Here is a 21295-nt window from a genome sequence, read left to right as displayed (position 1 = left end):
GCCTGAGCATCGCGCGCACTGAACTTGATCAGCCGGCATGCCGGCGAATGAAAGGAGACGCACCATGGCAGGACTGACTTTGCGTGGCGTGAGCAAGCGCTATGAAGAACACGAGGTGATGCGCGACATCAACCTCGACATTGCGGACGGAGAGTTTGTCGTGTTCGTCGGGCCGAGTGGCTGCGGCAAGTCGACGCTCATGAGGATGATTGCCGGGCTCGAGGAAATCAGCGGTGGCGATTTGAGCATCGACGGCGTGCGGGTCAACGAATTGCCGCCTGCGAAGCGAGGCATCGCGATGGTGTTTCAGTCTTATGCGCTCTATCCGCACATGACGCTTTACGACAACATGGCGTTCGGACTGAAGCTTGCCGGAGCGAAAAAGCCCGAGATCGACGCGGCGGTCCGAAACGCGGCGAAGGTGCTTCATATCGATCATCTGCTCGACCGAAAGCCGAAGCAGTTGTCCGGCGGTCAGCGGCAGCGGGTCGCGATCGGTCGAGCCATCACGCGCAAACCCAAGGTTTTTCTTTTCGACGAACCGCTCTCGAATCTCGATGCGGCATTGCGCGTCAAGATGCGTCTCGAGTTCGCCCGTCTGCATGATGAACTCAAGACGACGATGATCTATGTGACTCACGACCAGGTCGAGGCAATGACGCTCGCCGATAAGATCGTGGTGCTGTCGGCCGGCAACATCGAGCAGGTCGGAACGCCGACCGAGCTGTATCACCGGCCCGCGAACCGGTTCGTCGCCGGATTCATCGGCTCTCCGAAGATGAACTTCCTCGATGGCACGATCGAGAGCGTGGGGACGGAGAGCCTTGTCGTCAGGTTCGCTTCGGGGGAAACGCAGATCGCCGCTGTCAGGGCGCCGGGCGCACGGCCGGGAGAGAAGGTCACGGTTGGCGTGCGGCCGGAACATGTGCACGTCAGCGCAATGGGCAAAGGCACCAGTGTCAAGGTGCTGACGGTGGAGTCACTGGGTGACGCGGCCTATCTTTATGCCGAGACCGCCCTGGCACCCGATGGCGTGATTGCGCGGATTCCTCCGCTCGATCGCCATGTCCACGGTGCGCAACTCTCTCTGGTCGTCGATCCGGAACATTGCCATGTTTTCGACGCTGACGGAAAAGCCTTCGAGCGCGCGAGCCGCCACGCTCTGGCCGCTTGAGACGGCAGCCTGGCGTCGGACGGATCGACTATCCGGGATCAAAGCACCTTGCCGGGGTTCAGAATCCGCTGTGGATCGAGGGCCGTCTTGAGCACGCGCATCAGGCCAATTTCGGCGTCGCTGCGCGTGCAGGCGAGGTACGGCCGCTTCAGCACGCCAATGCCGTGCTCCGCCGAGATCGATCCGTCCATTTCCTGAACGACCGCATAGACCGTGCGGTCGAGTTCGTCCACGAGTGCTTCGTCGAGTTCGGCGAGCGACACGCCGATATGCACGTTGCCGTCGCCGATATGCCCGAAGAAGAGGCACACGATGTCCGGCCAGCGCGCGCGCAGCGCCGCCTCGCAACGCTCGGCGAACGCGCCAAGCTCGCCGGTGGGAAGGCTCACGTCGAAGTTCACGAGATGCGGCAACTCATCGATCGCAAGGCCTTCGCGCAGCATCCACATGTCGCGGGCCTGCCGCTCTGACGTGGCGAGCGCGGCATCGTCGATGATCCCCGCTTCGAGACAGTCGCCGAGACACGCTTCGAGCGCCTGCGCCGCATCGCCGCCCGGCGTGCTGGTCGCGCATTCGATCAGCACCGCGAAGCCGTCCGCGCCCGCGAATGGCGCCGCGACGCCTGGCGTGTGACTGCAGACGTATCGATAAAACGACGGCCACATCGCCTCGAAGCTGACGACTTCCTCCACGGCGCGCATCCGGTCCCACAGGCGCAGCACCGTGTCGTAGTCGGCAACGAGGCACATCGCGGTCGCCGGTGCGCCGAGTTTCGGGCGAAGGCGCAGCACCGCGCGCGTGACGATGCCGAGTGTGCCCTCGCTGCCGATGAAGAGTTGCTTCAGGTCATAGCCTGCGTTGTTCTTCAGCATGCGGTTCATCGAGGACAAGACCGTGCCGTCCGCAAGCACCGCTTCGAGGCCGAGCACCTGCTCGCGCATCACGCCGTAGCGGATCGCGCGTGTGCCGCCCGCGTTCGTTGCGATCGTTCCACCGATCTGGCACGTGCCGCGCGCGCCGAGATCCACGCCGAAAGTGAAGCCGGCCGCGTCCGCCGCCTCCTGCACGATCTGCAACGGCGTACCGGCGCGCACCGTGACCGTCGCTGCCGCCGCATCGAGCGACTCGATGCCCGCGAACCGTTCCATCGACAGCACGACTTCGCCGCCGAGCGCGACGCCGCCGCGCGCGAGCCCGGTCAGCCCGCCCTGCGGCACGATCGGCTGTCGGAGCCGCCTGCACAACGCAAGGGTGCGCGATACGTCGTCGATGCTGCGCGGCCGCACGAGCGCGAGCGGACGCACACCGGGGGCCTCGTTGTACGCGGTGAAGTACCGCGGATCGATATCGGCCGACCGCGTGACGAGATCCGCCCCGAGTTCCGCGATAAGCGCGGACTCGATCGCGATCGAGTTCATCGCCACGTCGTCCTGTTTGCCGCTCGCGGCGGCGTAGTCATGAGTCTGCATGGGTTCGGCTGGAAGAGATGACGCGCGTGCGCGAATCGATAACCGGCAATATATTCAGAGCCCGTCTACGCCCACAATCGATAATATTTCATGAAAGTCATGAGTTGATCGCATGGCTGTGAGAAGCCATGCGATGCGGGCGTGGCTCGATCAGACCTCAGGCACGCTTTGCGCGGGCTTTGCAAGCGTGCCACGCTCCACAACGGGCGCGTCCAGCACGAGCTCATTGTCACCGTCCTTGCCGTCGATCAGCGCCATCAGATGCCGCGCCGCGCGAGTACCGATCTCCAGCGATGGCACGCGCACCGTCGTCAGCGGCGGCTGAGTCAGCCGGGCCTGTTCGATGTCGTCGAAGCCGGTCACCGAAAGGTCGTCAGGCACGCGAATGCCCTTCGCGCGGCATTCGTCCAGCAGCCCGATGGCCTGCAGATCCGTGCCGCATATCACGACGCTGGGACGCACTTCGCCGTCCCAGAGTTCGCGCAAGGCTTGCCTTCCGCCTTCGAACGTAAACGGCGCTTCCACGATCCATTCGGGCCTCAGATCGAGGCCCGCTTCCCTGAGCGCGGCGCGCGTGCCTGCCTGCCGCGCACGCACGCGTTCATTGCCGAATGTGGAGCCGCCGCACATGGCTACGCGCCGATGTCCGTATCCGACGATGCGCCGTGCCAACTGATAAGCGGCCTCGAAGTTCGAGAAGCCGACACAATGCGGATACTGCGTTTCGTCGACGGACCAGGTCAGAACATAGGGCAAGTCGTATTGGCGCGTGAGTTCGACGACTTCGGGCGGATGGTCGGTGCCGACGAGCACGAGCCCGTCCACGCCGCGCTCGAGAATCGCGCGCAGCACTTCGAGCTCGCGCGCCGGCTTGTATTCGTGGCTCGCGATCAGCAGTTGATATCCGTAGCCCCACAGCGTTTGCTGAAGCGCCTGAATGGAATCGGCGTAAATGGGGTTATTGAGCGTCGGATAGATGGCCGCGACCGTGCGCGTCTTGCGCGAGGCGAGCGCCTGCGCCGCGCCGTTTCGCACGTAGCCGAGCTGTTCGACGGCGCGCTGCACGTTCGCGAGCGTCTGCGGCTTGACCTGGTCCGGCACGGACAGGGCCCGCGACGCGCTGCCGAGCGATACGCCCGCGAGGCGCGCGACATCGGCGAGCGTGGCGCGGGTCGGCTTCATGGTGCGCTGCGCGTGCGTCCGTAGGCATCGGCGCGCGCAATGCCTTCGATCAGCCTTTGCGCCGTCAAGGGCGGCGTCATGTGCCGGCTGTAGCGCGTGGCGAGCGTCGCCTCGGCGATGAGCGACAGCTCCGCCGATGTGAGCGGGGCGTGCTGCCCCAGTTGTGCGAGCGTGAGCGGCAATCCGACTGCGGTCATAAGCGTGGCCAACGGTTCAATGTCCTCGGGCGATGAATCCTCGACGAACAATTGTACAAGCGTGCCGAACGCAACCAGTTCGCCGTGCATCATCGAGGCCATCGCGGGGACCGCAGTGAGACCGCGGATCAGCGCGTGCGCGAGCGACAGCCCGCCGCTTTCGAAGCCGACGCCGCTCAGAAGCACGGTCGCTTCGACCACGCGCTCGACGGCATCGGTGAGCTCGCCGCGCTCGACATCGGCGTAGGCGCGCGCGCCGTCGTCCAGCAAGGTCGCAAGCGTCGCGCGCGTGAGCAGCAATGCGCTCGGCAGCGGCGGCGTGCCGTATGAATTCAGACCGGCGGCGCGCTGACATTGCGCGGCTTCGTACTTTTTGCTGAGCGCATCGCCGATGCCGGCCGCAAACAGGCGCGCGGGCGCGGCGGCGATCAGCGCGGTATCGACGATCACGGCATCGGGATTGCGCGGCAGCATCTCGATGCCGGCGACGCGATGCGCTTCGTCATACAGGATGATGAGCCGGCTCGTCGGCGCATCGCTCGACGCGGCGGACGGCGCGACGACGATCGGCACGTTCAGCGCCCGCGCGACGCCCTTCGCCGTATCGATGGTCTTGCCGCCGCCGATGGCCACGACGGCATCGGCGCGCACCTCGCGCGCATCGCCGCTCAGTTTCGCGATCACCGCCGCCGTGCATTCGCCCGGAAACGCGGCGATGTGCGGGGCGACGCGCGCTTCTTGCAGCGATTGCGTGACGTTCGCCGACACGCGCGCGGCGACCGCGCCATCGACGAGCACGAACGCGCGGCGCGCGCCGAGTTCGGAGAGCACCGATCCGAGCGCGGCCAGCGCGCCCGGACCTTGCGTATAGCGCCCCGGAAAGCCGATGGTCCGCCAGAGCGCATTGGTCATGTCATCAGCCATCCGCCGGCCACGTCGATCACTTGTCCGGTGACGAACGCGGCTTCGCCGGACGTGAGGAAGAGACACGTCGATGCCACTTCGTCAGGCGCGCCGAGGCGTCGCAACGGCGTTTCCTGCGCGACTTTTTCGTTGGCCTCGCGCGCGACGCCGCGCACGAGCGGCGTATCGATGCGGCCCGGCGCGATCGCGTTCACCGTGATGCCGTGCGGCCCGAGCTCGCCCGCGAGATGCCGCGTCATGCCGATCAGCGCGGCCTTCGTCGTGCTGTAATGCGCGGCGACGATGTCGAGATACGCCTTGCCCGCCACCGACGACATCGACACGATGCGCCCGAAGCGCCGCTCCACCATGCCCGGCGCGAGAATTCGGCAGAAGTTGAAGACGCTGTTCACGTTCACGTCCATCACGCGGCGCCATTCGTCGGGCGCCATCTGCCAGATCGGCATCGGCTTGCCCGCATGCTTCGGCGAGATGCCCGCATTGTTGACGAGCGTATCGACGGGACCGAGCGCCGCTTCGATCGCGCGGCAAGCGGTCTCGCACGCGGCGAAATCGCCGACGTCGGCGTGCGCGAAATGCACGCGCAGGCCCGCATCGGCGAGGCGCTTCGCGAGCGCCGCGCCCGTTTCCTCGTTGACATCGACGATGCCGACCGCGGCGCCATCGCGCGCATAGCGCTCGACGAGCGCCTCGCCGATGCCGCCGCTGCCGCCCGTCACCAGAACCACACGCTTGTCGTGCCGCACGTTATTGGTCTCCCACTTTCAGCATGATCTTGCCGATATGTTGGCTCGATTCCATCAGCTCGTGCGCGGCCTTCACGTCCGCGAAAGGCAGCACGCGATGAATCACCGGCAGCGCGCGGCCCGCTTCGAGCAGCGGCCACACGTGCGCGTGCAGCGCCTTCGCGATCGCCGCTTTCTGTTCGACGCTGCGCGCACGCAAGGTCGAGCCCGTGAAGGTGAGGCGGCGCAGCATGATCGGCATGGCATCCAGTTCGATGCGGCTGCCTTCGAGAAAGGCGATCTGCACGAGCCGGCCTTCGAGCGCGAGCGCGCGGATGTTGCGCGGAATGTAAGCGCCGCCGACCATGTCGAGGATGATGTTCACGCCCTGACCATCGGTGAGCTTCGCGACGGCATCGACGAAATCTTCATCGCGATAGTTGATCGCGTGATCCGCGCCCGCTTCGCGGCACGCCTGCGCTTTTTCCGCGTTGCCGACGGTCGTGATGACGCGCGCGCCGAACGCGTGTGCGAGCTGGATCGCCGTCAGTCCGATGCCGCTCGATCCGCCATGTACGAGAAACGTTTCCCCCGCCTGCAGCCGGCCGCGCTCGAACACGTTGGTCCACACGGTGAAGTAGGTCTCGGGCAAGGCGGCGGCCTGCAACAACGTGAGGCCTTTGGGCGCCGGCAGACAATGCGATGCATCCGTGATGCAGTATTGCGCGTAACCGCCGCCGGGGACGAGCGCGCAGACTTCGTCGCCGGCGCGCCATTGCGTGACGGCCGCGCCCGTCGCGACGACGCGCCCCGACACTTCGAGGCCCAGATGCGGCGACGCGCCCGGCGGCGGCGGATACGAGCCCGAGCGCTGCAACACGTCCGGGCGGTTCACGCCGGCATAAGCGACTTCGATCAGCACGTCGTTCGGGCCGGGCGAGGGCAGCGGTCCTTGCGCGAGCCGCATGCAGTCGGGCGCGCCGCCCGCGCCGTGATCGACGTATTGCATCGATGCAGGAAGAGTGAATGTCATGACGTTCAACGGATGATCGATTCGATGTAATCGGCGGGCAGACCGATCGACGCATAGTGCCTGCGCGCCGCCTCGATCTTCGTGAAGACGTCCTCGTAACCTTGCGCGACGCCTTGCGGATCGACATACGTATAGCCGCCCGTCACGTGGAACCAGGTGATCATCTCGGGCACGTCCTCGGGCACGAAGAGCGTGTGCGTTTCGCCCGCGGGCTCGAACGCATAGCCGCCTTGCTCCGCGACCCAGTCGTGTTCGAGGTAGTACCAGCGGCCCTTGAGCACCATCGCATGAACGGCGCCGCTATGACGATGCCGCGAAATCACGCCGCTGCGGCGCACGCGCAGCAGATTCACGTAATAGCCCTGGCTCGCGTTGAGAATGAGCGGCTTGAACGACACCGTTTCGGTCGCGGGCACCCACAGCTTGTCGTCTTCGAGCCAGTCGGTCATGACGCCGCCGTGCACGAGATCCTTCGACATGTACGGCACTTGCGGCAGTTGATAGGCGATGACCTGTTCGTCGGGCTTCACTTCGGTTTGCATGCGTTTTTCTCCGTGGTTTCTGAATGCGATGCGTCGGTCCGGCGAATCAATGACCGAGATAGGCGCGCCGCACGTGGGGACTATCGAGCAATTCTGCGCCGGTTCCGGAAAGCGCGATGGCGCCGTTTTCGAGCACGTATCCGCGATTCGCGAGCTTGAGCGTATGGAACACGTTCTGTTCGACGAGCAGCACCGTCACGCCGCGTGCCGCCACCGTGCCGACCACGTCGAACATCTGCTCGACGAGCAGAGGCGAAAGGCCGAGCGACGGTTCGTCGAAGACCAATAGCTTGGGCGCGGACATCATGCCGCGCGCGATGGCGACCATCTGCTGCTCGCCGCCCGAGAGCGAGCCGGCCAGTTGCGTGAGACGCTCGCGCACGCGCGGAAAGAGTTCGAGCACTTCCTCCATGCGTTCGCGCCGCGCGCCGCGTGCGGCGTGACGGAACGCGCCCATCAGCAGGTTCTCTTCGACGCTCAGGAAAGGGAACAACTGACGGCCTTCCGGAATCATCGTGACGCCCATCGCGACGATGTCGTGCGACGACTTGCCGACGAGCTCCTGTCCCTGAAACGTGATGCTGCCGCCGCGCGCCGCGACGATGCCGCACAGCGTTTTCAGCGTCGTGGTCTTGCCCGCACCGTTCGCGCCGACGAGCGTGACGATCTCGCCTTCCTGCACATCGAGCGAGACGCCGCGCAGAACTTCGCTCTTGCCGTAGCCGGCCGAGACGTTATGCAGCTTGAGCATCGAGATACCCCTTGCCGAGATAGGCCTGAATCACCTCAGGATCGTTGACGACATCGGACGGCTTGCCTTCCTTCAGCATGCGCCCGGCATTGATGACGATGATGCGGTCCGACAACGCCATCGTCGCCTGCATCATGTGCTCGATCATCAGCACGGCGATGCCCGAATCGCGGATGCGCCGCACCATGTTGATCGCGCGCGCGATGTCGGCGGGATTGAGACCGGCCATCACCTCGTCGAGCAGGAGCGCACGCGGACGCGTGGCGAGCGCGCGCGCCACTTCGAGACGCTTCATGCCGCCGACGGTCAGGCTGCGCGCTTCGGTATCGAGCAACGACGTGAGGTCCGTGATCTCCGCGACTTCGCGCGCGATCGATTCCGCTTCGACGCGCACCCGTGTATGCATGAACGCGCCGAGCATGATGTTCTCCAGCACCGAGAGGCCCGCGAACGGCTGCGCGATCTGGAACGTGCGGCCGACGCCGTCCTTCGCGAAGGCATCGGGCGTGCGCGGCTCGGCCCAGGTGCCATCGGCGAGGCGGATCTTGACGATACCTTCGTTCGGGCGGATGAAGCCCGAGAGCTGATTGAAGACGGTGGTCTTGCCCGCGCCGTTCGGGCCGATCACGCCGAGAATCTCGCCGGCGTGCAGCGTGAGCGAAACGTCGTCGGTGGCGACGAGCCCGCCGAAGCGCTTCTTCAGATGCTCCGCGACCAGCAGGGGCGTGCCGAGCGGCAACGCATCGGCGGGCGCGATCGACTTCGCCGGTTCGGGCGCCGGCGTGCGCGCGCCGGGCAGGCGGTCGATGAAGCGCAGCACGTGAGCGCCCAGATGCCCGACGAGCCCGCGCGGAATGAACAGCACGACGAGCACCAGCACGACGCCGTAGACGAAGCCGTGCGTGCCGCTGCCGAACGAGCTGAGCCAGCCGCGCGCGAGCTCGGCGATCGGCAGCACGAGCACGGTGCCCGCGAGCGGCCCGGCCACGCTGCCGAGTCCGCCGATGAGCGCGAACATCGCGATCTGCACCGACAGTTCCAGCGAGAACGCCGCGGACGGATCGATGAAGGTGAGATACATCGCGTGAAAGGAGCCGATCAGGCTCGTCAGCACGGCCGAGATCACCGCTGCGCCGATCTTCACCTTCACCGCGTTCACGCCGACCGCGCGCGCCGCATCCTCACGCTCGCGCACGGCGATCAGATAGAAGCCGAAGCGCGAACGGCGGATGAGCCACGCGGCCCACAGCGTCACCAGCAGAAAGCCGAACGCGATCAGCAGATACGCCCACTTCTCGCGGAGCACCATCCATTGGAGGCCGATATTGAGCGGCACGTTCAGGCCCGCCGATCCGCCCGTCCAGCTTTCCTCGTGCACGGTGAGCAGCCGGCACACTTCCAGGAACGCGATGGTGGCGAGCGCGAAGAACGGCCCGCGCAGACGCAATGTCGGATACGCGATGACGATCGCCGCCGCCGCCGAAATCACGGCGCCCGCGAACATGCCGAGCCACGGCGTGATGCCGAAGTTGATGACGAGCAGTGTCGCCGCGTACGAGCCGATGCCGTAGAACACCGCGTGCCCGAGCGACAACTGCCCGGCGAAGCCGCCGACGATGTTCCAAGCCGTCGCGAGCGCGCCGAAGATGCACACGAGCACGGCGAGATGAAAGGCGAACGGCGATTGCAGCGCGAACGGCACCGCGAGCAGCGCGAGGAGCGCCAGCGCGCCCATGTAGCCGCGCGGATGCAGAAGATTGGGAAACATCGGATGCCTCGCTGAACGTTATTCGGAGCCGCGGCCGAGGCCGAAGAGGCCGGTCGGGCGCACCACGAGAATGACGAGGAAGATCGCGAAGTAGACGACTTCCTTCATGTCGGGCGAAATGTAGTAGCCCGCGAGACTGTCGATGAGCCCGATCACGATCGACCCGACGAGCGCGCCCGGCAGGCTGCCGAGACCGCCCAGCACGACGATGACGAACGCGGTCAGCACGAAGTACTGGCCGACGGTCGGGAACACCGGATACTGCGCGACGAGCAGGCCCGACGCGAGCCCGACCAGCGCCGCGCCGATGCCGAACGCGAGCACATACGTGGTCTTCACGTTCACGCCCATCAGCGAGGCCGCGTAGCGATGCTGCGCCACCGCGCGAAACGCGCGTCCCGTGTAGGTGCGCTGCAGGAACAGATGCAGGCCGCCCGCGACCGCCAGCGCCGCGGCAAACGTGATCAGCTGCCCGCTCACGATGTTGATATCGCCGAATTGCAGATGCTCGGTGCCGAAGCTCACATCGACGGGATGCACGTCCGCGCCGAAGACCATCAGCGCGAGATTGACGAGCGCGGTGGAGACGCCGACGGTCGCGAAGATCTGAATGTGCGCATCGGCGGAAAGCAGCGGCTGGATGATGAAGCGCTGGATCAGCACGCCGAGCGCGAACAGCAGCAGCGCGACCGGCACCATCGATACATACGGATGCCAGCCGAGCTTCGCGGCGAGCAGCCACACGGCGTACATGCCGACCATCAGCAGTTCGCCGTGCGCGAAGTTGACCACCCGCACGACGCCGAAGATCAGCGTCAGGCCGATGCTGATGATGGCGTACGCGCCGCCCAGCAACAGGCCGTTGACGAGAAGTTGCAGAAGAATGGACATGCTCGTTGCCTGGAGACCGCGCGGCGCCTCGGCGCCGCGCGGTTCGAGTGAAAGAGAAACGCGGATTGAGTGCGGAAGATTTACTGCGCCGTGACCGGCTTGGCGATCGCGACCGCTTCCGGATACACGGTCACGAGCTTGCCGCCTTGCCACTGCATCACGTTGGTGGTCGCGAGCTGGTTCTGGCCGTTGTCGGCGAACTGGAAGCCCCAGCCGGCCGCCGTCGTGCCGGCCGCTTTCTTGTAGGCGAGCACGGCCGCGCGGATCTTGTCCTTATCGGTGGATTTCGCGTTGGCGAGGACATCGAGGAAAGCCTTCGCGCCGACGTAGTTCACGAGACTGTGGCCCGAGCGCGGCGCCATGCCGTAGTGCTTCTGATATCCGGCGGTGAACGTGTCCAGGCCGGGCGCGCCTTTTTCGTTCATCGCGACTTGCGGAAAGTCGATGTCGTACACGCCGTTCATCTGCGCGCCGACGGCCTTGGCCGTATCCGCGAGCGAGTAGCCGCCGCCCGCGCCGATTACCGCCTTCGGCTTGAAGCCTGCCTGCGCGGCCTGGCGGAAGAACAGGATCGAGTCGTTCTGATATGAGGTTTGCAGCACGACATCGACATCCGCGCCCTTCAGACGCAGGATCAGCGACGACAGATCGACGCTCTTCGCCGAATACGGCAACACCTGCACGACATTCAGGCCGAGCTTCTTCGCGCCTTCCTTCTGGAAGCCGGAGACGAGCGTGCCGTACGGCCCGTCTTCCGCGATGATGGCGATCTTCAGCGTCTTCGGATCCACCTTCAACTGCGGCGCGACGACCTTGGTGAGCGCTTCCAGCGTGCCGTCCGCGAAGGTCTTCGTGGTCGAGTTGCTGCGATACAGATACTTGAAGCCGCGGCTCGTGATGGTATCCGCGGTCGCACCGAGTTCGAAGAAGGGCACGCCCGCGAGCTCGGTCACTTGCGTCGCCGCCGACGACACCGCCGACGAGTAACTCCCGAACACCGCCGACACGTTCTCCACCGACGTCAGACGCCGTGCTTCGCCGACGGCCTGGTTGGCATCGACGGCATCGGCTTTGACGAGCACCACTTTTTCGCCGTTGATGCCGCCCGCGGCGTTGCGTTCATCGACGGCGAGCTGCACGCCGCGATAGCTTTCGTCGCCGAGCAACGCGAGTCCGCCGCTGAAAGGGAAGAGCGCGCCGATCTTGATGTCCGCGGCATGCGCCGCGGTGAGGCTCGATGCAGCGAGGCACGCGGCAGCGAGTGAGCGAAGGACCGTGCGGGGAAGGCGCGAGGACATGCGGTGTCTCCTTGTATTGTTCGAAATTGAAGCGCTTCAAATTTAAGGCGCGAGACTGATCTGATTTCCGGGGAATGTCAGTTTTGCGTCTGGTTAGCTGGCTGGATCGAGGTGAGATTCAGCAATCCCGCAGCCGTCACAGCGTGTCGAAAGCCGGATTTGAAGCGCTTCAAGTTTGCGGCCATGAAGTGGCGTCGTCAACCAAGGGTTTCCACGTAACGGGAACGAATGGGGAGCAGGGGATCGGCGGTTGCGTGTGGCGCGCGCGCCCGAAGCTTCATTTCGATGCGCTGGCACGCAGCGTTGTCGAAGCCTTCAGAGGTAGTGCTTTCGGGAAGTGCGTCTTGAACAAGACGCACCGTGAGCATATGCGGCGAGCGATGCAGTTCTCATTCGAACGGCGCGCCACGACGAAAACGCACCCGCCGGCCAAGGCGGACTTCTATCGAAGCCCGCGTGTCCGATACATCGGAAGGCAGCCTTAATCCTGACTGCCCCAGAGATCGTCAGCCGCGCGGATCGCCAGCAAATAGCCGTTCGCGCCAGCCCCGCAGATCACCGCAGTGGCCGCCACCGAGATCGTCGAGTGACGATACTCTTCAGAGCGCCGGTGAATGTTCGTGATGTGCACTTCCACCACCGGCCGGCGGATCAGCTTCACTGCGTCGAGCACCGGAATCCGTCCGAACGAAAAGCCGGCCGGGTTGATGATCAGCGCGGCGTCCTGCAGAAACGCTTCCTGAATCCAGTCGATCAACTGACTTTCGCTGTTGGTCTGACGGAACACGCAATCGAACTTGAGATCCTCGGCGAGCGCGAGACAGTTTTGTTCGATGTCCTTCAGCGTCGTGTTGCCATAGAGGTGAGGCTCTCTCATGCCGAGCATGTTCAGGTTCGAGCCATTGAGGATATAGAGTTTGCGAGTCATGGTTTCAGTGTGTAGCGCTACGTTCGAGGGACGTGCCTCTGGTTTCCCGGGACGTCGCGATCATGAGGAAGGAGAGCAGGTTCAGCGAGCCGCAGACCGCGACGATGGCCCACGGCGAACCGTGAAAGGCGTTGAGCAGCGCCACGGCGACGATCGGCATCGGCCCGCCGGTGAGCAGATTGGCTCCCGAGTACGACAGTGCGGACCCCGTGTAGCGCGCTTCGGTCGGAAAGGACTCGGCGAACCACACCGGCTGGATGCCGCTCTGGAACTGGGTGAAGCCGAGGAAGGCGCCCATCACGGCCATCGTCATGGCGACCGAGTGCTGGTTGAGGACCGGAAAGTAGATCAGGCAGCAGACCAGCGTGCAGAACGAGCCGATCATCAGCGCGCCTTTACGCCCGATCCGGTCGCTGAGATAGCCGCCCGCCAGCGCGCCCACGATGGCGCAGACATTGGCGACCATCAGGAGCATGAAGCCGGTCTGTTTGGGTACGCCGAGGTTCTTCGTCAGATAGCTGAGCGAGAAGACCACGATCAGGTAGAAGAGCGCCGCCGGGCCGCAGAAGAACAGCGTCAACCGCAGTGCGGTGCGCCAGTGGAATCTGAAGACGATGCCGAGCGGATTGGCGGCGCGCGCGCCTTCGCCTTTCTTCCTGAGCGCCTCGAAAGCCGGCGTCTCGCTGACCTTCATGCGGATATAGATACCCAGCAGCACCAGCACGAAGCTCGCAAGGAACGGGATTCTCCATCCGTACGATTCGAAGTCTTCCGCCGAAAGCAGACCGGACAGCGTAAAGAGCGCGAAATTGGCAAGGATCTGGCTGAGCGGCGAGCAAATGCCGAGCAGCCCCGAGTACAGCCCGCGCTTTGCTGCGGACGCGTGTTCCACCGCCATCAGTTGCGCACCCGTCGATTCCCCGCCGAGCGCGAAACCCTGAACGATACGCAGCGAGACCAGCAAGGCGGGCGCGAGGATGCCAACTTGCTGGTAAGTGGGCAGCAGCCCCATCAGGAACGACGACGCGCCCATGACCGAGACCGTGATCAGCATCAGGTTGCGGCGTCCCCAGCGATCGCCGAGCATGCCGCAGATCACCGCGCCGAGCGGACGCGCGGCCAGCCCGGCCCAGAAGCTCGCGAGCGATGCGAGCAGCGACGCGGTCGGATCGAGCGACGGGAAGAACAGCTTGGGAAAGATCGTGGCTGCGACCACGCCGTACAACGCAAAGTCGAACCATTCGAGCGCCGTGCCGACGGTGGCGCCCGCCACCGCGCGACGCGCCATCAAGTGAGTCTGTGCGGTTTGTTCGCCCGCGGCGATGTCTGAGTCAGCAAGCACTGACATGGTGTCTCCCCAATGTTGGTATGGTGAAGCGTTCGTGTCTGGCCACGAACAAGTGCTATTGTTTGCGCTGCGAGGGAGGCGCGTTCCGCACCGGAACTGCATTTCATATCACGAAAATCGGCGGGACATGTCGCTCAAAAACGGGTTGAGAGTTCTGGATTTCCTCGCGTCGCAAGGCGAAGGCGCGGGCCTCCTGGCCATCGCCGACGCTCTGGGCTTGCCGCGCAGCACATGCCACCGCCTGCTCGCCGAGCTTGTCGAAAGCGGCTATGTCAGGCAGCTGGTCGATCACAGCCGCTACATCCTCACCATGCGCATGACGTCGAACGGGCTGGAATTCCTGAGCCTGACCGGCATCGCGGATATCGCCCAGCCGATCATCGAACGCGTCGCGGCGCAGACCGGCGAACTGGCGCGGCTGTCGCTGGTGGACGGCGACGCGATCATCTGGGTGGGCAAAGCGGACGGGCAGCGCACCGGCTTTCGCTACGATCCCGACATGGGTCAGGCAGCACGGCTTTCCTGCACCTCGACCGGACATGCATGGCTCATGACGATGACCGACGAACAGGCCGCCGCGCTGGTCTTGAAGCAGGGCTTCGGACAGCCGAATGAATTCGGACCCGGTGCGCCGACGACCTTGAAAGCCCTGCTCGGCTTCCTGCATGCTGCGCGCGTACGCGGCTATGCCATGATCGACGAGGTGTTTGCTCCGCGCATGTCGGCGGTGGCGGTGCCCGTGGTGAGCGGTTCGCGCTGCGTCGGCGTGATCAGCCTGGCCGGACCGCGCGTGCGGCTGACGGCAGAGAAGATACACACGTACTCGGTGCTTCTGCGCGAGGCCGCCAATGAACTGGCCCAGTTGAGCAATATGGCCGGATTTCCCACGCGGCCACCGCTCGGCAAGGGGTGAGCCGGAAAAGCAAATAGACTGATGAGCGCGCGGATCTCGCGGACTATGGAAGGCATCGCACTGCAGCGTGAATCGCGGTGCGGCACTTCCTATGCTTTCGAGGAGCGGCGCGCCGGCAGATCACTGTCGGATCGCCTCGCTCCAGCCCGGTAATGCTCACCCGGAGGTCAGCGATGCCCAACGCGATGAACGTGGTCAACGAAGTGTATTCCGCTTTTCGCCGGGGCGATGTCGCCGGCGTGATGAAGCTCGTTTCGGACGAAGTCGACTGGCGAGTCGTCGCAGGACCGTCGAGTCTGCCGTATGCGACGACCTGTCGAACGTGCGAAGAGGTTGGGTGTTACCTCGAGGACCTCCTCGCGGCGGAAGAAATCGTACAGTTCGAACCTCGTGAATACATCGATGCAGGCAATAAGATCGTCGTCGTTGGCTTCGTCGAAGTTGTCATCAAGGAGACGAAAAAGCGATTCGAATCGGAATGGGTGCATATCTTCACGGTCGAGGACGATAAGATTACCCGCTGGCTCGAATTCTTCGATACGGCCGCGCATGGCTGAAGCTATGCGCCGCAAAGCGCGAGGGCTGACGCATAATGGTGAACCTCGCGCGGCACTCCGCGCTCAGGTCAATTACATCGAGAAAATGGATAACAACGCATCCAGGCTATATGTCTTTTCCGGCGCGGGACTATCCGCCGAAAGCGGGCTATCGACGTTCCGTACAGGGGACGGCATCTGGACTCGAAACAGCGTCGAAGAGGTTTGCAACATCCGGACGTGGCGGCAAAATCGCCCAGCCGTCTTCGACTTCTACAATGACCGCATCCGTGAGAAGCATGACGCGCAACCCAATGCCGCACACCAACTGCTCGCCAAATGGCAAAACAGGTGGGGAGCAGAACGCGTCCAGCTGCTGACTCAGAACGTCGATGACCTGCTCGAAAAGGCTGGCGCGACTTCCGTCATTCATCTGCACGGCGACCTGAACTCGTTGCTGTGCACGGCGTGTGATCTCGCGTTTCCGAAGGAAGGGTTGTACTTCGACCCCGCAACCGCCTGCCCGATTTGCGGCAACCACGAGGGCGTCAAGCCAGGCGTCGTCTTCTTTGGAGAAGCGGCGCCTGCCTATAACCATCTCCATCGGATCCGGGTGGAGATGCGCGCGCACGACGTGTTTCTCGCCATCGGGAGCGCCTTCGAGGTCGTGCCGCCCGAAGCTATGCTCCCTTGGGACCGGCAAAACGAAAATCCGAATAACTTTCTCGTCGACCCGTCACCCAGCCGGCGCGAGATGTTCGGCGTCGTGCAGGCGCAGCCCGCAACGATAGGACTGCCGCGTCTGGAGGAGCAGATCTCGGTTCTGATGGATTAGCCGCGCGCGCACGGGAACACCCGATCAGCCCGTGCGTGCGTTCGAGCGTGATCTCGCTGAGACGCCTGTTCTACGCGAACCGGGAAATGATCCGCTGATCCCGAAGCCGATGCATCGTGCTCACGAAAGCGATACGCCCAACAGCTTGCCGATTCCATACGTGCAGCCCGCCGCGATCATTCCGATCAACACTTGCCGCACGGAAGAAAACAGCGCGCCGCGTCCATTGAACAGCGACGTGAACACGCCGATACCCGCGAGCCCGAGGCCGCTCAGCACGATGCACTGCACGATGCCTTCCACGCCGCTCGCCCACAGAAACGCGATGGCGGGAATGATCGCGCCCACGGCGAACAACGTGAACGATGCGAGCGCGGCAGTCCATGGATTGCCGCCCAGCTCGCGCGGATCGAGACCGAGTTCTTCGCGCGTGAGCGTGTCGAGCGCCTTGTCCTTGTCGCGCATGATCTGAGCAGCGACGCGCCGCGCTTCCGCGGCATCGATACCCTTCGCCTGATAGATGAGCGCGAGTTCGTGACGCTCCGCATCGGGCATGTGATCCAGCTCGTCTTTTTCCTTCGCGATTTGCGTGCGCGCGAGTTCGCGCGCATTGGTGACGGAGAGCCACTCGCCGAGCGCCATCGACGCCGCGCCCGCGATGAGTCCGGCGAATGCGGTGAGAAGCACGGTCCTACTGTCGCTGCCCGCGCCCGCCACGCCCATGATGAGGCAAAAATTCGACACGAGGCCATCGTTCGCGCCGAGCACGGCGGCCCGCAAGTCGTTGCCCGATGCCACGCCGCGATGCCACGACTCCGCCGCCGCAATCGCGCCGCCCTTGCTCAGCCCTTTGCTGCGATTGGCCACTTCCTGCACGATATCCGCGTGATGCCGTTCTTCCGCCGACATCTGCGCCGCATCGGGTTGCCCGGCGTATTTGTCGCGGTCCGCCATTTCGTTCGCGGCGACGGAGCGCAACACGAAGTCCGGTCCGAATGCTCGCGCGAGCGTGCGCATGATGCGCGTCTTCGCACCGATGCGATGCGTTCGCACGGACACGCCGTTCGCGCGCAGTTTCGCGGCCCATATGTCGGCGTGACGACGTTCGGCCTCGGCCAGTTCCGCATACACGCGCCGCTTGTCGTCCTGTTTCTCGGCTTGCGCGAGCGTGTCGTAGAGCGCCGCGCTGTCGAGTTCATCGGCGAGATTGGAGGTGAAGCGCTTGAGCTCGGTTTGCGACGCCATGTCGTCACCATTTTCGTTCGTCTCATTGATTCAAGAGTAAAGACGAAGCGTATATAACGACGCGAATACCCCTAAGAAACGCGATGACTGAGAATGGAATCGCGTCTCGTCATTGTTTCGATGCAGCTTGCTTGCGATGCGCCGGAAGCATCCGATCGAGTGTGCCATCGCGCAGCACGAACTGATGAAAGAGCGCGCCCGCGATATGCACGCCGGCAAGCGCGATCAGCACCCACGCGACGTTGCGATGCCAGTCGCCGAGCGCATGACCGACCGAAGAGCCAGCGGGTGAAAGCGGCGGCATCGGAATGAAGCCGAAAAGCGTGACAGGCCAGCCACGCGACGATGCATTGGCCCAGCCCATCAACGGTATCGCAATCAGCAGCACATACAGCAGTCCATGCGTATATCGTGCGAGCGCGCGCAACGCGGGCGGCAACGTGGCGGGCTCGGGCGGCGCGGCGTGGGCGCTGCGCCAGAGAAGCCGCACCAGCACGAGCAGGATGATCACCATGCCGACGCCCAGATGCCACGCAATCAGACCGATGGGTTTCGTATCGCGATGCACATCCGGCATCGTCCAGGCGAGTACATATTGAAGCAGCAACAGCAGGGCCGTGAGCCAGTGAAACAGCCGGGCAGGCGCGTTATAAACGGACGCGGGTTCGTATCGCATGGACGTATCTCCAATGAGACGGGCCTGGCGGCGAGTGCCAGGCAGGCCGTGAAGCATCGGGAAGTTATCTTAGCTGAGCCTTAGGGCCGCTCGCGTCATTATTGTTATCGATATCGACGACGATCTTGCCGCGCGCCGTGCCGTCCGCAAGAGCTTCGTAAGCATGCTCCGCGCTGTGCAGATCGAAGCGCCTTGCATCGACGCGCGGCGCAAGTTTGCCTGCTTCCGCGAGCCGCGTGGCTTCGCGCAGCATCTCGCCGTGATGCGCGCGATGCTGGCCCGTCAACAGCGGATACAACGTGAACACGCCGGAATAGCTTGCTTCGCGAAACGAAAGCGGCGCGAGCGCATGCGTGCCCCATCCCAGCGCGCTGACCACATGACCGAAGTGCCTGACCGCTGCAAACGATGCATCGAGCGAAGCGCCGCCCACCGTATCGACGACGAGATCGAAGCCCGCACCGTTCGTATGCGTGTCGACATACTGCTCGACGCTCGTCGCTCGATAGTCGATCGGCGTCGCGCCCAGGCTCTCGATGTAGGCATGATCGCGCTCGCTTGCAGTCGCGAATACATGCGCGCCGAGCGCGCGTGCGAGTTGCACCGATACGTGACCGACACCGCCCGCGCCGCCTTGCACGAGAACCGTTTGTCCCGCCTGCAAATGCGCTCGATCGACGATGCCCGCATAAGAAGTTATGAACGCGAGCGGCAGTGCGGCGGCGCTGCGCATCGAGAGATTCGCGGGCTTGTGCGCGATCAGCGCGGCATCGACCGAGGCGTATTGCGCGAGCGAACCCTGAATGCCGCCGACGCCGCCCGTCATGCCATATACCGCATCGCCGGGTCTGAACGTATCGACGCCCGCACCGACCGCTTCGACGATACCGGCCATATCGATGCCGAGCACGAGCGGCAGCGGATGCTTTGCATGAGCCGCCGTGCCCGCGCGAATCTTCGTGTCGAGCGGATTGAGCCCGCTCGCGGCGATACGCACGAGGACTTCTCCCGGCCCGGGCTCGGGACGCTCGATCTCGACGAGTTCGAGCGGGCCGTTGTGACGATCGAGAACGAGTGCTTGCATGGTGGACATTGAAGGCTCCGAAAAGATTGAACGTCGATAGCGATGCGCTCATACTCCGCCATGCACGCAAGCATGTAAATCGACACTTCTGCACGGCGGTCATACGAATATGAATGGGTCGAATCTCGAATGGAGCGACGTGCGCGTGTTTCTCGCTATCGCACGTCATGGCACGCTGGGCGCGGCAGCGAGGATGATCGGCCAGACGCAGCCGACGATGGGACGCCGCCTGCGCGCGCTCGAAGAAGCGCTGGGCCATGTGCTGTTCCAGCGCACGAGCGACGGTTTCGTGCTCACTGACGAAGGCTCGGCCGTGCTTGCCTATGCCGAGCGCATGGAGGAAGAGGCACTCGGCTTCATGCGCGCATTGGCCGGGCAGGACGCCAGGCTGACCGGGCTGCTGCGCGTTTCATCATCGGACTGGTTCGGCGTGCATGTGCTCACGCCGGTATTCGCGCGCTTTCTCGCGAAGCATCCGGAAGTATCGATCGAGCTCGTCACCGATGCGCGACGCTATGACCTCGCGCGGCGCGAGGCCGATCTCGTGTTTCGCATCGTCCCGTTCGATGAGCCGGACGTTATACAGCGCAAGCTGATGCATATCGATTACGCGTTGTATGGCCGCGCCGATCTCGTTCCGCCCGAAGCGGGCAACGGAGAAGGGCAGACGCTTATCAGCATGAATAGCGCGTTCGATCGATTGCCCGATGTGACTTGGGTGAAGCGCATGCTGCCCAGAGCGAAGATCGTTTTCGGCAGCAATAATCGCGACGCGCAGGCCCACATGTGCGCGCAAGGTGCGGGCTTCGCGGTCCTGCCATGCCCGCTCGGCGATGCCGATGCACGTCTTGCGCGCTTCGATCTCGGCGAAGCGCCACCCGGACGCGACGTATGGCTCGGTTATCACCGAGACCTGAAGCGCGTCGCGCGCTTGCGTGCCTTGCTGGACGAAACGATAACGGCGCTCGGCAGTTGATAACTTCAAATAGACGCGCATAAAAGGCTCAATTTGCTTATCGATTTTCGATGCAACTAACTGTCTGTTTCGCTCAACCCCAACAACACGAAGCCCGCTCCTGTTAAAGAAATAGCAAAGCAGGCATTGAGCCGGACCTTTAGGCAATCCATCGAATACGAAAGAATACGCACCAATCTGGAACGCGATAAAAAAAGCTATCTGCAAGCACCCGTCATTCAAGCTCGATTTTTAAAGCGGCGATACAATCCCGATCCTCAAAGCCGACTGTCTCACGCGATAGCCGCACCTATCATCCAGAAGCCGGAGCCGCTCATGACCACGCTTTCCATCAACGGCCAGAACCACACGATCGAAGCGCCGCCCGACATGCCTCTTCTTTGGGTATTGCGCGACATCGTTGGACTGACCGGAACCAAATTCGGCTGCGGCATTGCGCAATGCGGCGCGTGCACCGTTCATCTCGATGGCGTCGCGGTCCGCTCATGTGTTTTGCCGATCGCGGCAGTAGGCGATCGCAAAGTGACGACGATCGAAGGCGTCGGAGCCACACCCGCGGGCAAGAAAGTGCAGGAAGCATGGCGTCAACTCGATGTCGTGCAGTGCGGTTATTGCCAGTCCGGGCAAGTGATGTCCGCGGCTGCATTGCTCACGACCGTCCCCAATCCCGACGACTCGGATATCGATGCGGCAATGGCGGGCAATATCTGCCGCTGCGGTACTTACTGACTGGTGCATCAAATAGTGCTCTTTTTTCTCAGGCAGCGTAACGGACGTGTCTTTCCTTAAAGAGATTGCGA

The 21295-nt window shown here is 63.8% G+C and carries 21 protein-coding genes; 6 read left to right on the top strand and 15 right to left on the bottom strand.

Annotated elements, in window-relative coordinates:
• Window positions 1-64 precede the first annotated feature (64 nt).
• Entirely contained in the window at window positions 65-1174 is a 1110-nt protein-coding gene (locus tag AWB78_RS33370; RefSeq protein ID WP_062610894.1) for an ABC transporter ATP-binding protein, read from the top strand.
• Window positions 1175-1212: 38 nt separating this feature from the next.
• On the opposite strand, the gene AWB78_RS33365 is transcribed toward AWB78_RS33370, so the two are convergent.
• The 12 genes from AWB78_RS33365 to AWB78_RS33310 form a co-directional block, all read right to left on the bottom strand.
• Entirely contained in the window at window positions 1213-2643 is a 1431-nt protein-coding gene (locus tag AWB78_RS33365) for an FAD-binding oxidoreductase (protein WP_062610893.1), read from the bottom strand.
• Between the two features lie 150 nt (window positions 2644-2793).
• A complete protein-coding gene (locus AWB78_RS33360) occupies window positions 2794-3825 on the bottom strand; it encodes a LacI family DNA-binding transcriptional regulator (RefSeq protein ID WP_062610892.1) in 1032 nt (343 codons plus the stop codon).
• Window positions 3822-4934, bottom strand: coding sequence for a glycerol dehydrogenase (locus AWB78_RS33355; protein ID WP_062610891.1), 1113 nt, complete (start codon window positions 4932-4934; stop codon window positions 3822-3824). The genes AWB78_RS33360 and AWB78_RS33355 overlap by 4 nt, the downstream gene beginning before the upstream one ends.
• Window positions 4931-5692 carry an SDR family oxidoreductase gene (locus AWB78_RS33350; RefSeq protein WP_062610890.1) on the bottom strand — a complete coding sequence of 254 codons (762 nt, stop codon included), beginning with the start codon at window positions 5690-5692 and terminating at the stop codon, window positions 4931-4933. Before AWB78_RS33350 ends, AWB78_RS33355 begins: the two co-directional genes overlap by 4 nt.
• A gap of 1 nt (window position 5693) precedes the next feature.
• A complete protein-coding gene (locus tag AWB78_RS33345; protein ID WP_062610915.1) occupies window positions 5694-6680 on the bottom strand; it encodes an NAD(P)H-quinone oxidoreductase in 987 nt (328 codons plus the stop codon).
• Between the two features lie 29 nt (window positions 6681-6709).
• The gene (locus AWB78_RS33340; RefSeq protein ID WP_062610889.1) at window positions 6710-7246 is read right to left on the bottom strand and encodes a 2,4'-dihydroxyacetophenone dioxygenase family protein; all 537 of its coding nucleotides are present in this window, start codon (window positions 7244-7246) and stop codon (window positions 6710-6712) included.
• Between the two features lie 46 nt (window positions 7247-7292).
• Window positions 7293-7997: an ABC transporter ATP-binding protein gene (locus AWB78_RS33335; RefSeq protein ID WP_062610888.1), complete on the bottom strand. Its 705-nt coding sequence runs from the start codon at window positions 7995-7997 to the stop codon at window positions 7293-7295.
• Entirely contained in the window at window positions 7981-9765 is a 1785-nt protein-coding gene (locus AWB78_RS33330; protein WP_062610887.1) for a branched-chain amino acid ABC transporter ATP-binding protein/permease, read from the bottom strand. Before AWB78_RS33330 ends, AWB78_RS33335 begins: the two co-directional genes overlap by 17 nt.
• A gap of 18 nt (window positions 9766-9783) precedes the next feature.
• Window positions 9784-10656, bottom strand: coding sequence for a branched-chain amino acid ABC transporter permease (locus AWB78_RS33325; RefSeq protein WP_062610886.1), 873 nt, complete (start codon window positions 10654-10656; stop codon window positions 9784-9786).
• An 80-nt stretch (window positions 10657-10736) separates the two neighbouring features.
• Entirely contained in the window at window positions 10737-11954 is a 1218-nt protein-coding gene (locus AWB78_RS33320) for an ABC transporter substrate-binding protein (RefSeq protein WP_062610885.1), read from the bottom strand.
• Window positions 11955-12435: 481 nt separating this feature from the next.
• The gene (locus tag AWB78_RS33315) at window positions 12436-12882 is read right to left on the bottom strand and encodes a type II 3-dehydroquinate dehydratase (RefSeq protein WP_062610884.1); all 447 of its coding nucleotides are present in this window, start codon (window positions 12880-12882) and stop codon (window positions 12436-12438) included.
• Window positions 12883-12886: 4 nt separating this feature from the next.
• The gene (locus AWB78_RS33310) at window positions 12887-14170 is read right to left on the bottom strand and encodes an MFS transporter (protein WP_062610883.1); all 1284 of its coding nucleotides are present in this window, start codon (window positions 14168-14170) and stop codon (window positions 12887-12889) included.
• Between the two features lie 187 nt (window positions 14171-14357).
• On the opposite strand from AWB78_RS33310, the gene AWB78_RS33305 reads away from it, so the two are divergent.
• The 3 genes from AWB78_RS33305 (at window position 14358) to AWB78_RS33295 (ending at window position 16514) form a co-directional block, all read left to right on the top strand.
• Window positions 14358-15143 (top strand): IclR family transcriptional regulator, encoded by a 786-nt coding sequence (locus tag AWB78_RS33305; RefSeq protein WP_062610882.1) that lies wholly within the window; start codon window positions 14358-14360, stop codon window positions 15141-15143.
• 173 nt (window positions 15144-15316) lie between these two features.
• On the top strand, window positions 15317-15700 hold the full coding sequence (locus AWB78_RS33300; RefSeq protein WP_062610881.1) for a nuclear transport factor 2 family protein: 384 nt from the start codon (window positions 15317-15319) through the stop codon (window positions 15698-15700).
• Entirely contained in the window at window positions 15693-16514 is an 822-nt protein-coding gene (locus AWB78_RS33295; RefSeq protein WP_232477977.1) for an SIR2 family NAD-dependent protein deacylase, read from the top strand. The genes AWB78_RS33300 and AWB78_RS33295 overlap by 8 nt, the downstream gene beginning before the upstream one ends.
• A 120-nt stretch (window positions 16515-16634) precedes the next feature.
• Here the strand turns inward: AWB78_RS33295 and AWB78_RS33290 are convergent, their stop codons facing one another.
• From AWB78_RS33290 to AWB78_RS33280, 3 genes are all read right to left on the bottom strand, one after another.
• Window positions 16635-17759 carry a VIT1/CCC1 transporter family protein gene (locus AWB78_RS33290; protein ID WP_062610880.1) on the bottom strand — a complete coding sequence of 375 codons (1125 nt, stop codon included), beginning with the start codon at window positions 17757-17759 and terminating at the stop codon, window positions 16635-16637.
• 109 nt (window positions 17760-17868) lie between these two features.
• Window positions 17869-18435: a cytochrome b gene (locus AWB78_RS33285; protein ID WP_062610879.1), complete on the bottom strand. Its 567-nt coding sequence runs from the start codon at window positions 18433-18435 to the stop codon at window positions 17869-17871.
• A 64-nt stretch (window positions 18436-18499) separates the two neighbouring features.
• On the bottom strand, window positions 18500-19528 hold the full coding sequence (locus AWB78_RS33280; protein WP_062610878.1) for a zinc-dependent alcohol dehydrogenase family protein: 1029 nt from the start codon (window positions 19526-19528) through the stop codon (window positions 18500-18502).
• A gap of 100 nt (window positions 19529-19628) precedes the next feature.
• On the opposite strand from AWB78_RS33280, the gene AWB78_RS33275 reads away from it, so the two are divergent.
• Window positions 19629-20495 carry a LysR family transcriptional regulator gene (locus AWB78_RS33275; protein WP_062610877.1) on the top strand — a complete coding sequence of 289 codons (867 nt, stop codon included), beginning with the start codon at window positions 19629-19631 and terminating at the stop codon, window positions 20493-20495.
• 315 nt (window positions 20496-20810) lie between these two features.
• Window positions 20811-21224: a (2Fe-2S)-binding protein gene (locus tag AWB78_RS33270; protein ID WP_062610876.1), complete on the top strand. Its 414-nt coding sequence runs from the start codon at window positions 20811-20813 to the stop codon at window positions 21222-21224.
• The last annotated feature ends 71 nt before the right edge of the window (window positions 21225-21295 follow it).

Origin of the sequence: Caballeronia calidae (genome assembly GCF_900044055.2) — a bacterium.
GTDB classification, from domain to species: Bacteria; Pseudomonadota; Gammaproteobacteria; order Burkholderiales; family Burkholderiaceae; genus Caballeronia; species Caballeronia calidae.
The sequence above is the reverse complement of the archived record's forward strand: the minus strand, read 5'-3'. Positions and strand labels throughout refer to the sequence as shown.

Excerpts from the sequence above, each read along its gene's own strand:
- AWB78_RS33370 (WP_062610894.1), top strand. The coding sequence starts at position 65 with ATGGCAGGACTGACTTTGCGTGGCGTGAGCAAGCGCTATGAAGAACAC.
- AWB78_RS33365 (WP_062610893.1), bottom strand. The coding sequence starts at position 2,643 with ATGCAGACTCATGACTACGCCGCCGCGAGCGGCAAACAGGACGACGTG.
- AWB78_RS33360 (WP_062610892.1), bottom strand. The coding sequence starts at position 3,825 with ATGAAGCCGACCCGCGCCACGCTCGCCGATGTCGCGCGCCTCGCGGGC.
- AWB78_RS33355 (WP_062610891.1), bottom strand. The coding sequence starts at position 4,934 with ATGACCAATGCGCTCTGGCGGACCATCGGCTTTCCGGGGCGCTATACG.
- AWB78_RS33345 (WP_062610915.1), bottom strand. The coding sequence starts at position 6,680 with ATGCAATACGTCGATCACGGCGCGGGCGGCGCGCCCGACTGCATGCGG.
- AWB78_RS33340 (WP_062610889.1), bottom strand. The coding sequence starts at position 7,246 with ATGCAAACCGAAGTGAAGCCCGACGAACAGGTCATCGCCTATCAACTG.
- AWB78_RS33335 (WP_062610888.1), bottom strand. The coding sequence starts at position 7,997 with ATGCTCAAGCTGCATAACGTCTCGGCCGGCTACGGCAAGAGCGAAGTT.
- AWB78_RS33330 (WP_062610887.1), bottom strand. The coding sequence starts at position 9,765 with ATGTTTCCCAATCTTCTGCATCCGCGCGGCTACATGGGCGCGCTGGCG.
- AWB78_RS33325 (WP_062610886.1), bottom strand. The coding sequence starts at position 10,656 with ATGTCCATTCTTCTGCAACTTCTCGTCAACGGCCTGTTGCTGGGCGGC.
- AWB78_RS33320 (WP_062610885.1), bottom strand. The coding sequence starts at position 11,954 with ATGTCCTCGCGCCTTCCCCGCACGGTCCTTCGCTCACTCGCTGCCGCG.
- AWB78_RS33315 (WP_062610884.1), bottom strand. The coding sequence starts at position 12,882 with ATGACTCGCAAACTCTATATCCTCAATGGCTCGAACCTGAACATGCTC.
- AWB78_RS33310 (WP_062610883.1), bottom strand. The coding sequence starts at position 14,170 with ATGGCGCGTCGCGCGGTGGCGGGCGCCACCGTCGGCACGGCGCTCGAA.
- AWB78_RS33305 (WP_062610882.1), top strand. The coding sequence starts at position 14,358 with ATGTCGCTCAAAAACGGGTTGAGAGTTCTGGATTTCCTCGCGTCGCAA.
- AWB78_RS33300 (WP_062610881.1), top strand. The coding sequence starts at position 15,317 with ATGCCCAACGCGATGAACGTGGTCAACGAAGTGTATTCCGCTTTTCGC.
- AWB78_RS33295 (WP_232477977.1), top strand. The coding sequence starts at position 15,693 with ATGGCTGAAGCTATGCGCCGCAAAGCGCGAGGGCTGACGCATAATGGT.
- AWB78_RS33290 (WP_062610880.1), bottom strand. The coding sequence starts at position 17,759 with ATGGCGTCGCAAACCGAGCTCAAGCGCTTCACCTCCAATCTCGCCGAT.
- AWB78_RS33285 (WP_062610879.1), bottom strand. The coding sequence starts at position 18,435 with ATGCGATACGAACCCGCGTCCGTTTATAACGCGCCTGCCCGGCTGTTT.
- AWB78_RS33280 (WP_062610878.1), bottom strand. The coding sequence starts at position 19,528 with ATGTCCACCATGCAAGCACTCGTTCTCGATCGTCACAACGGCCCGCTC.
- AWB78_RS33275 (WP_062610877.1), top strand. The coding sequence starts at position 19,629 with ATGAATGGGTCGAATCTCGAATGGAGCGACGTGCGCGTGTTTCTCGCT.
- AWB78_RS33270 (WP_062610876.1), top strand. The coding sequence starts at position 20,811 with ATGACCACGCTTTCCATCAACGGCCAGAACCACACGATCGAAGCGCCG.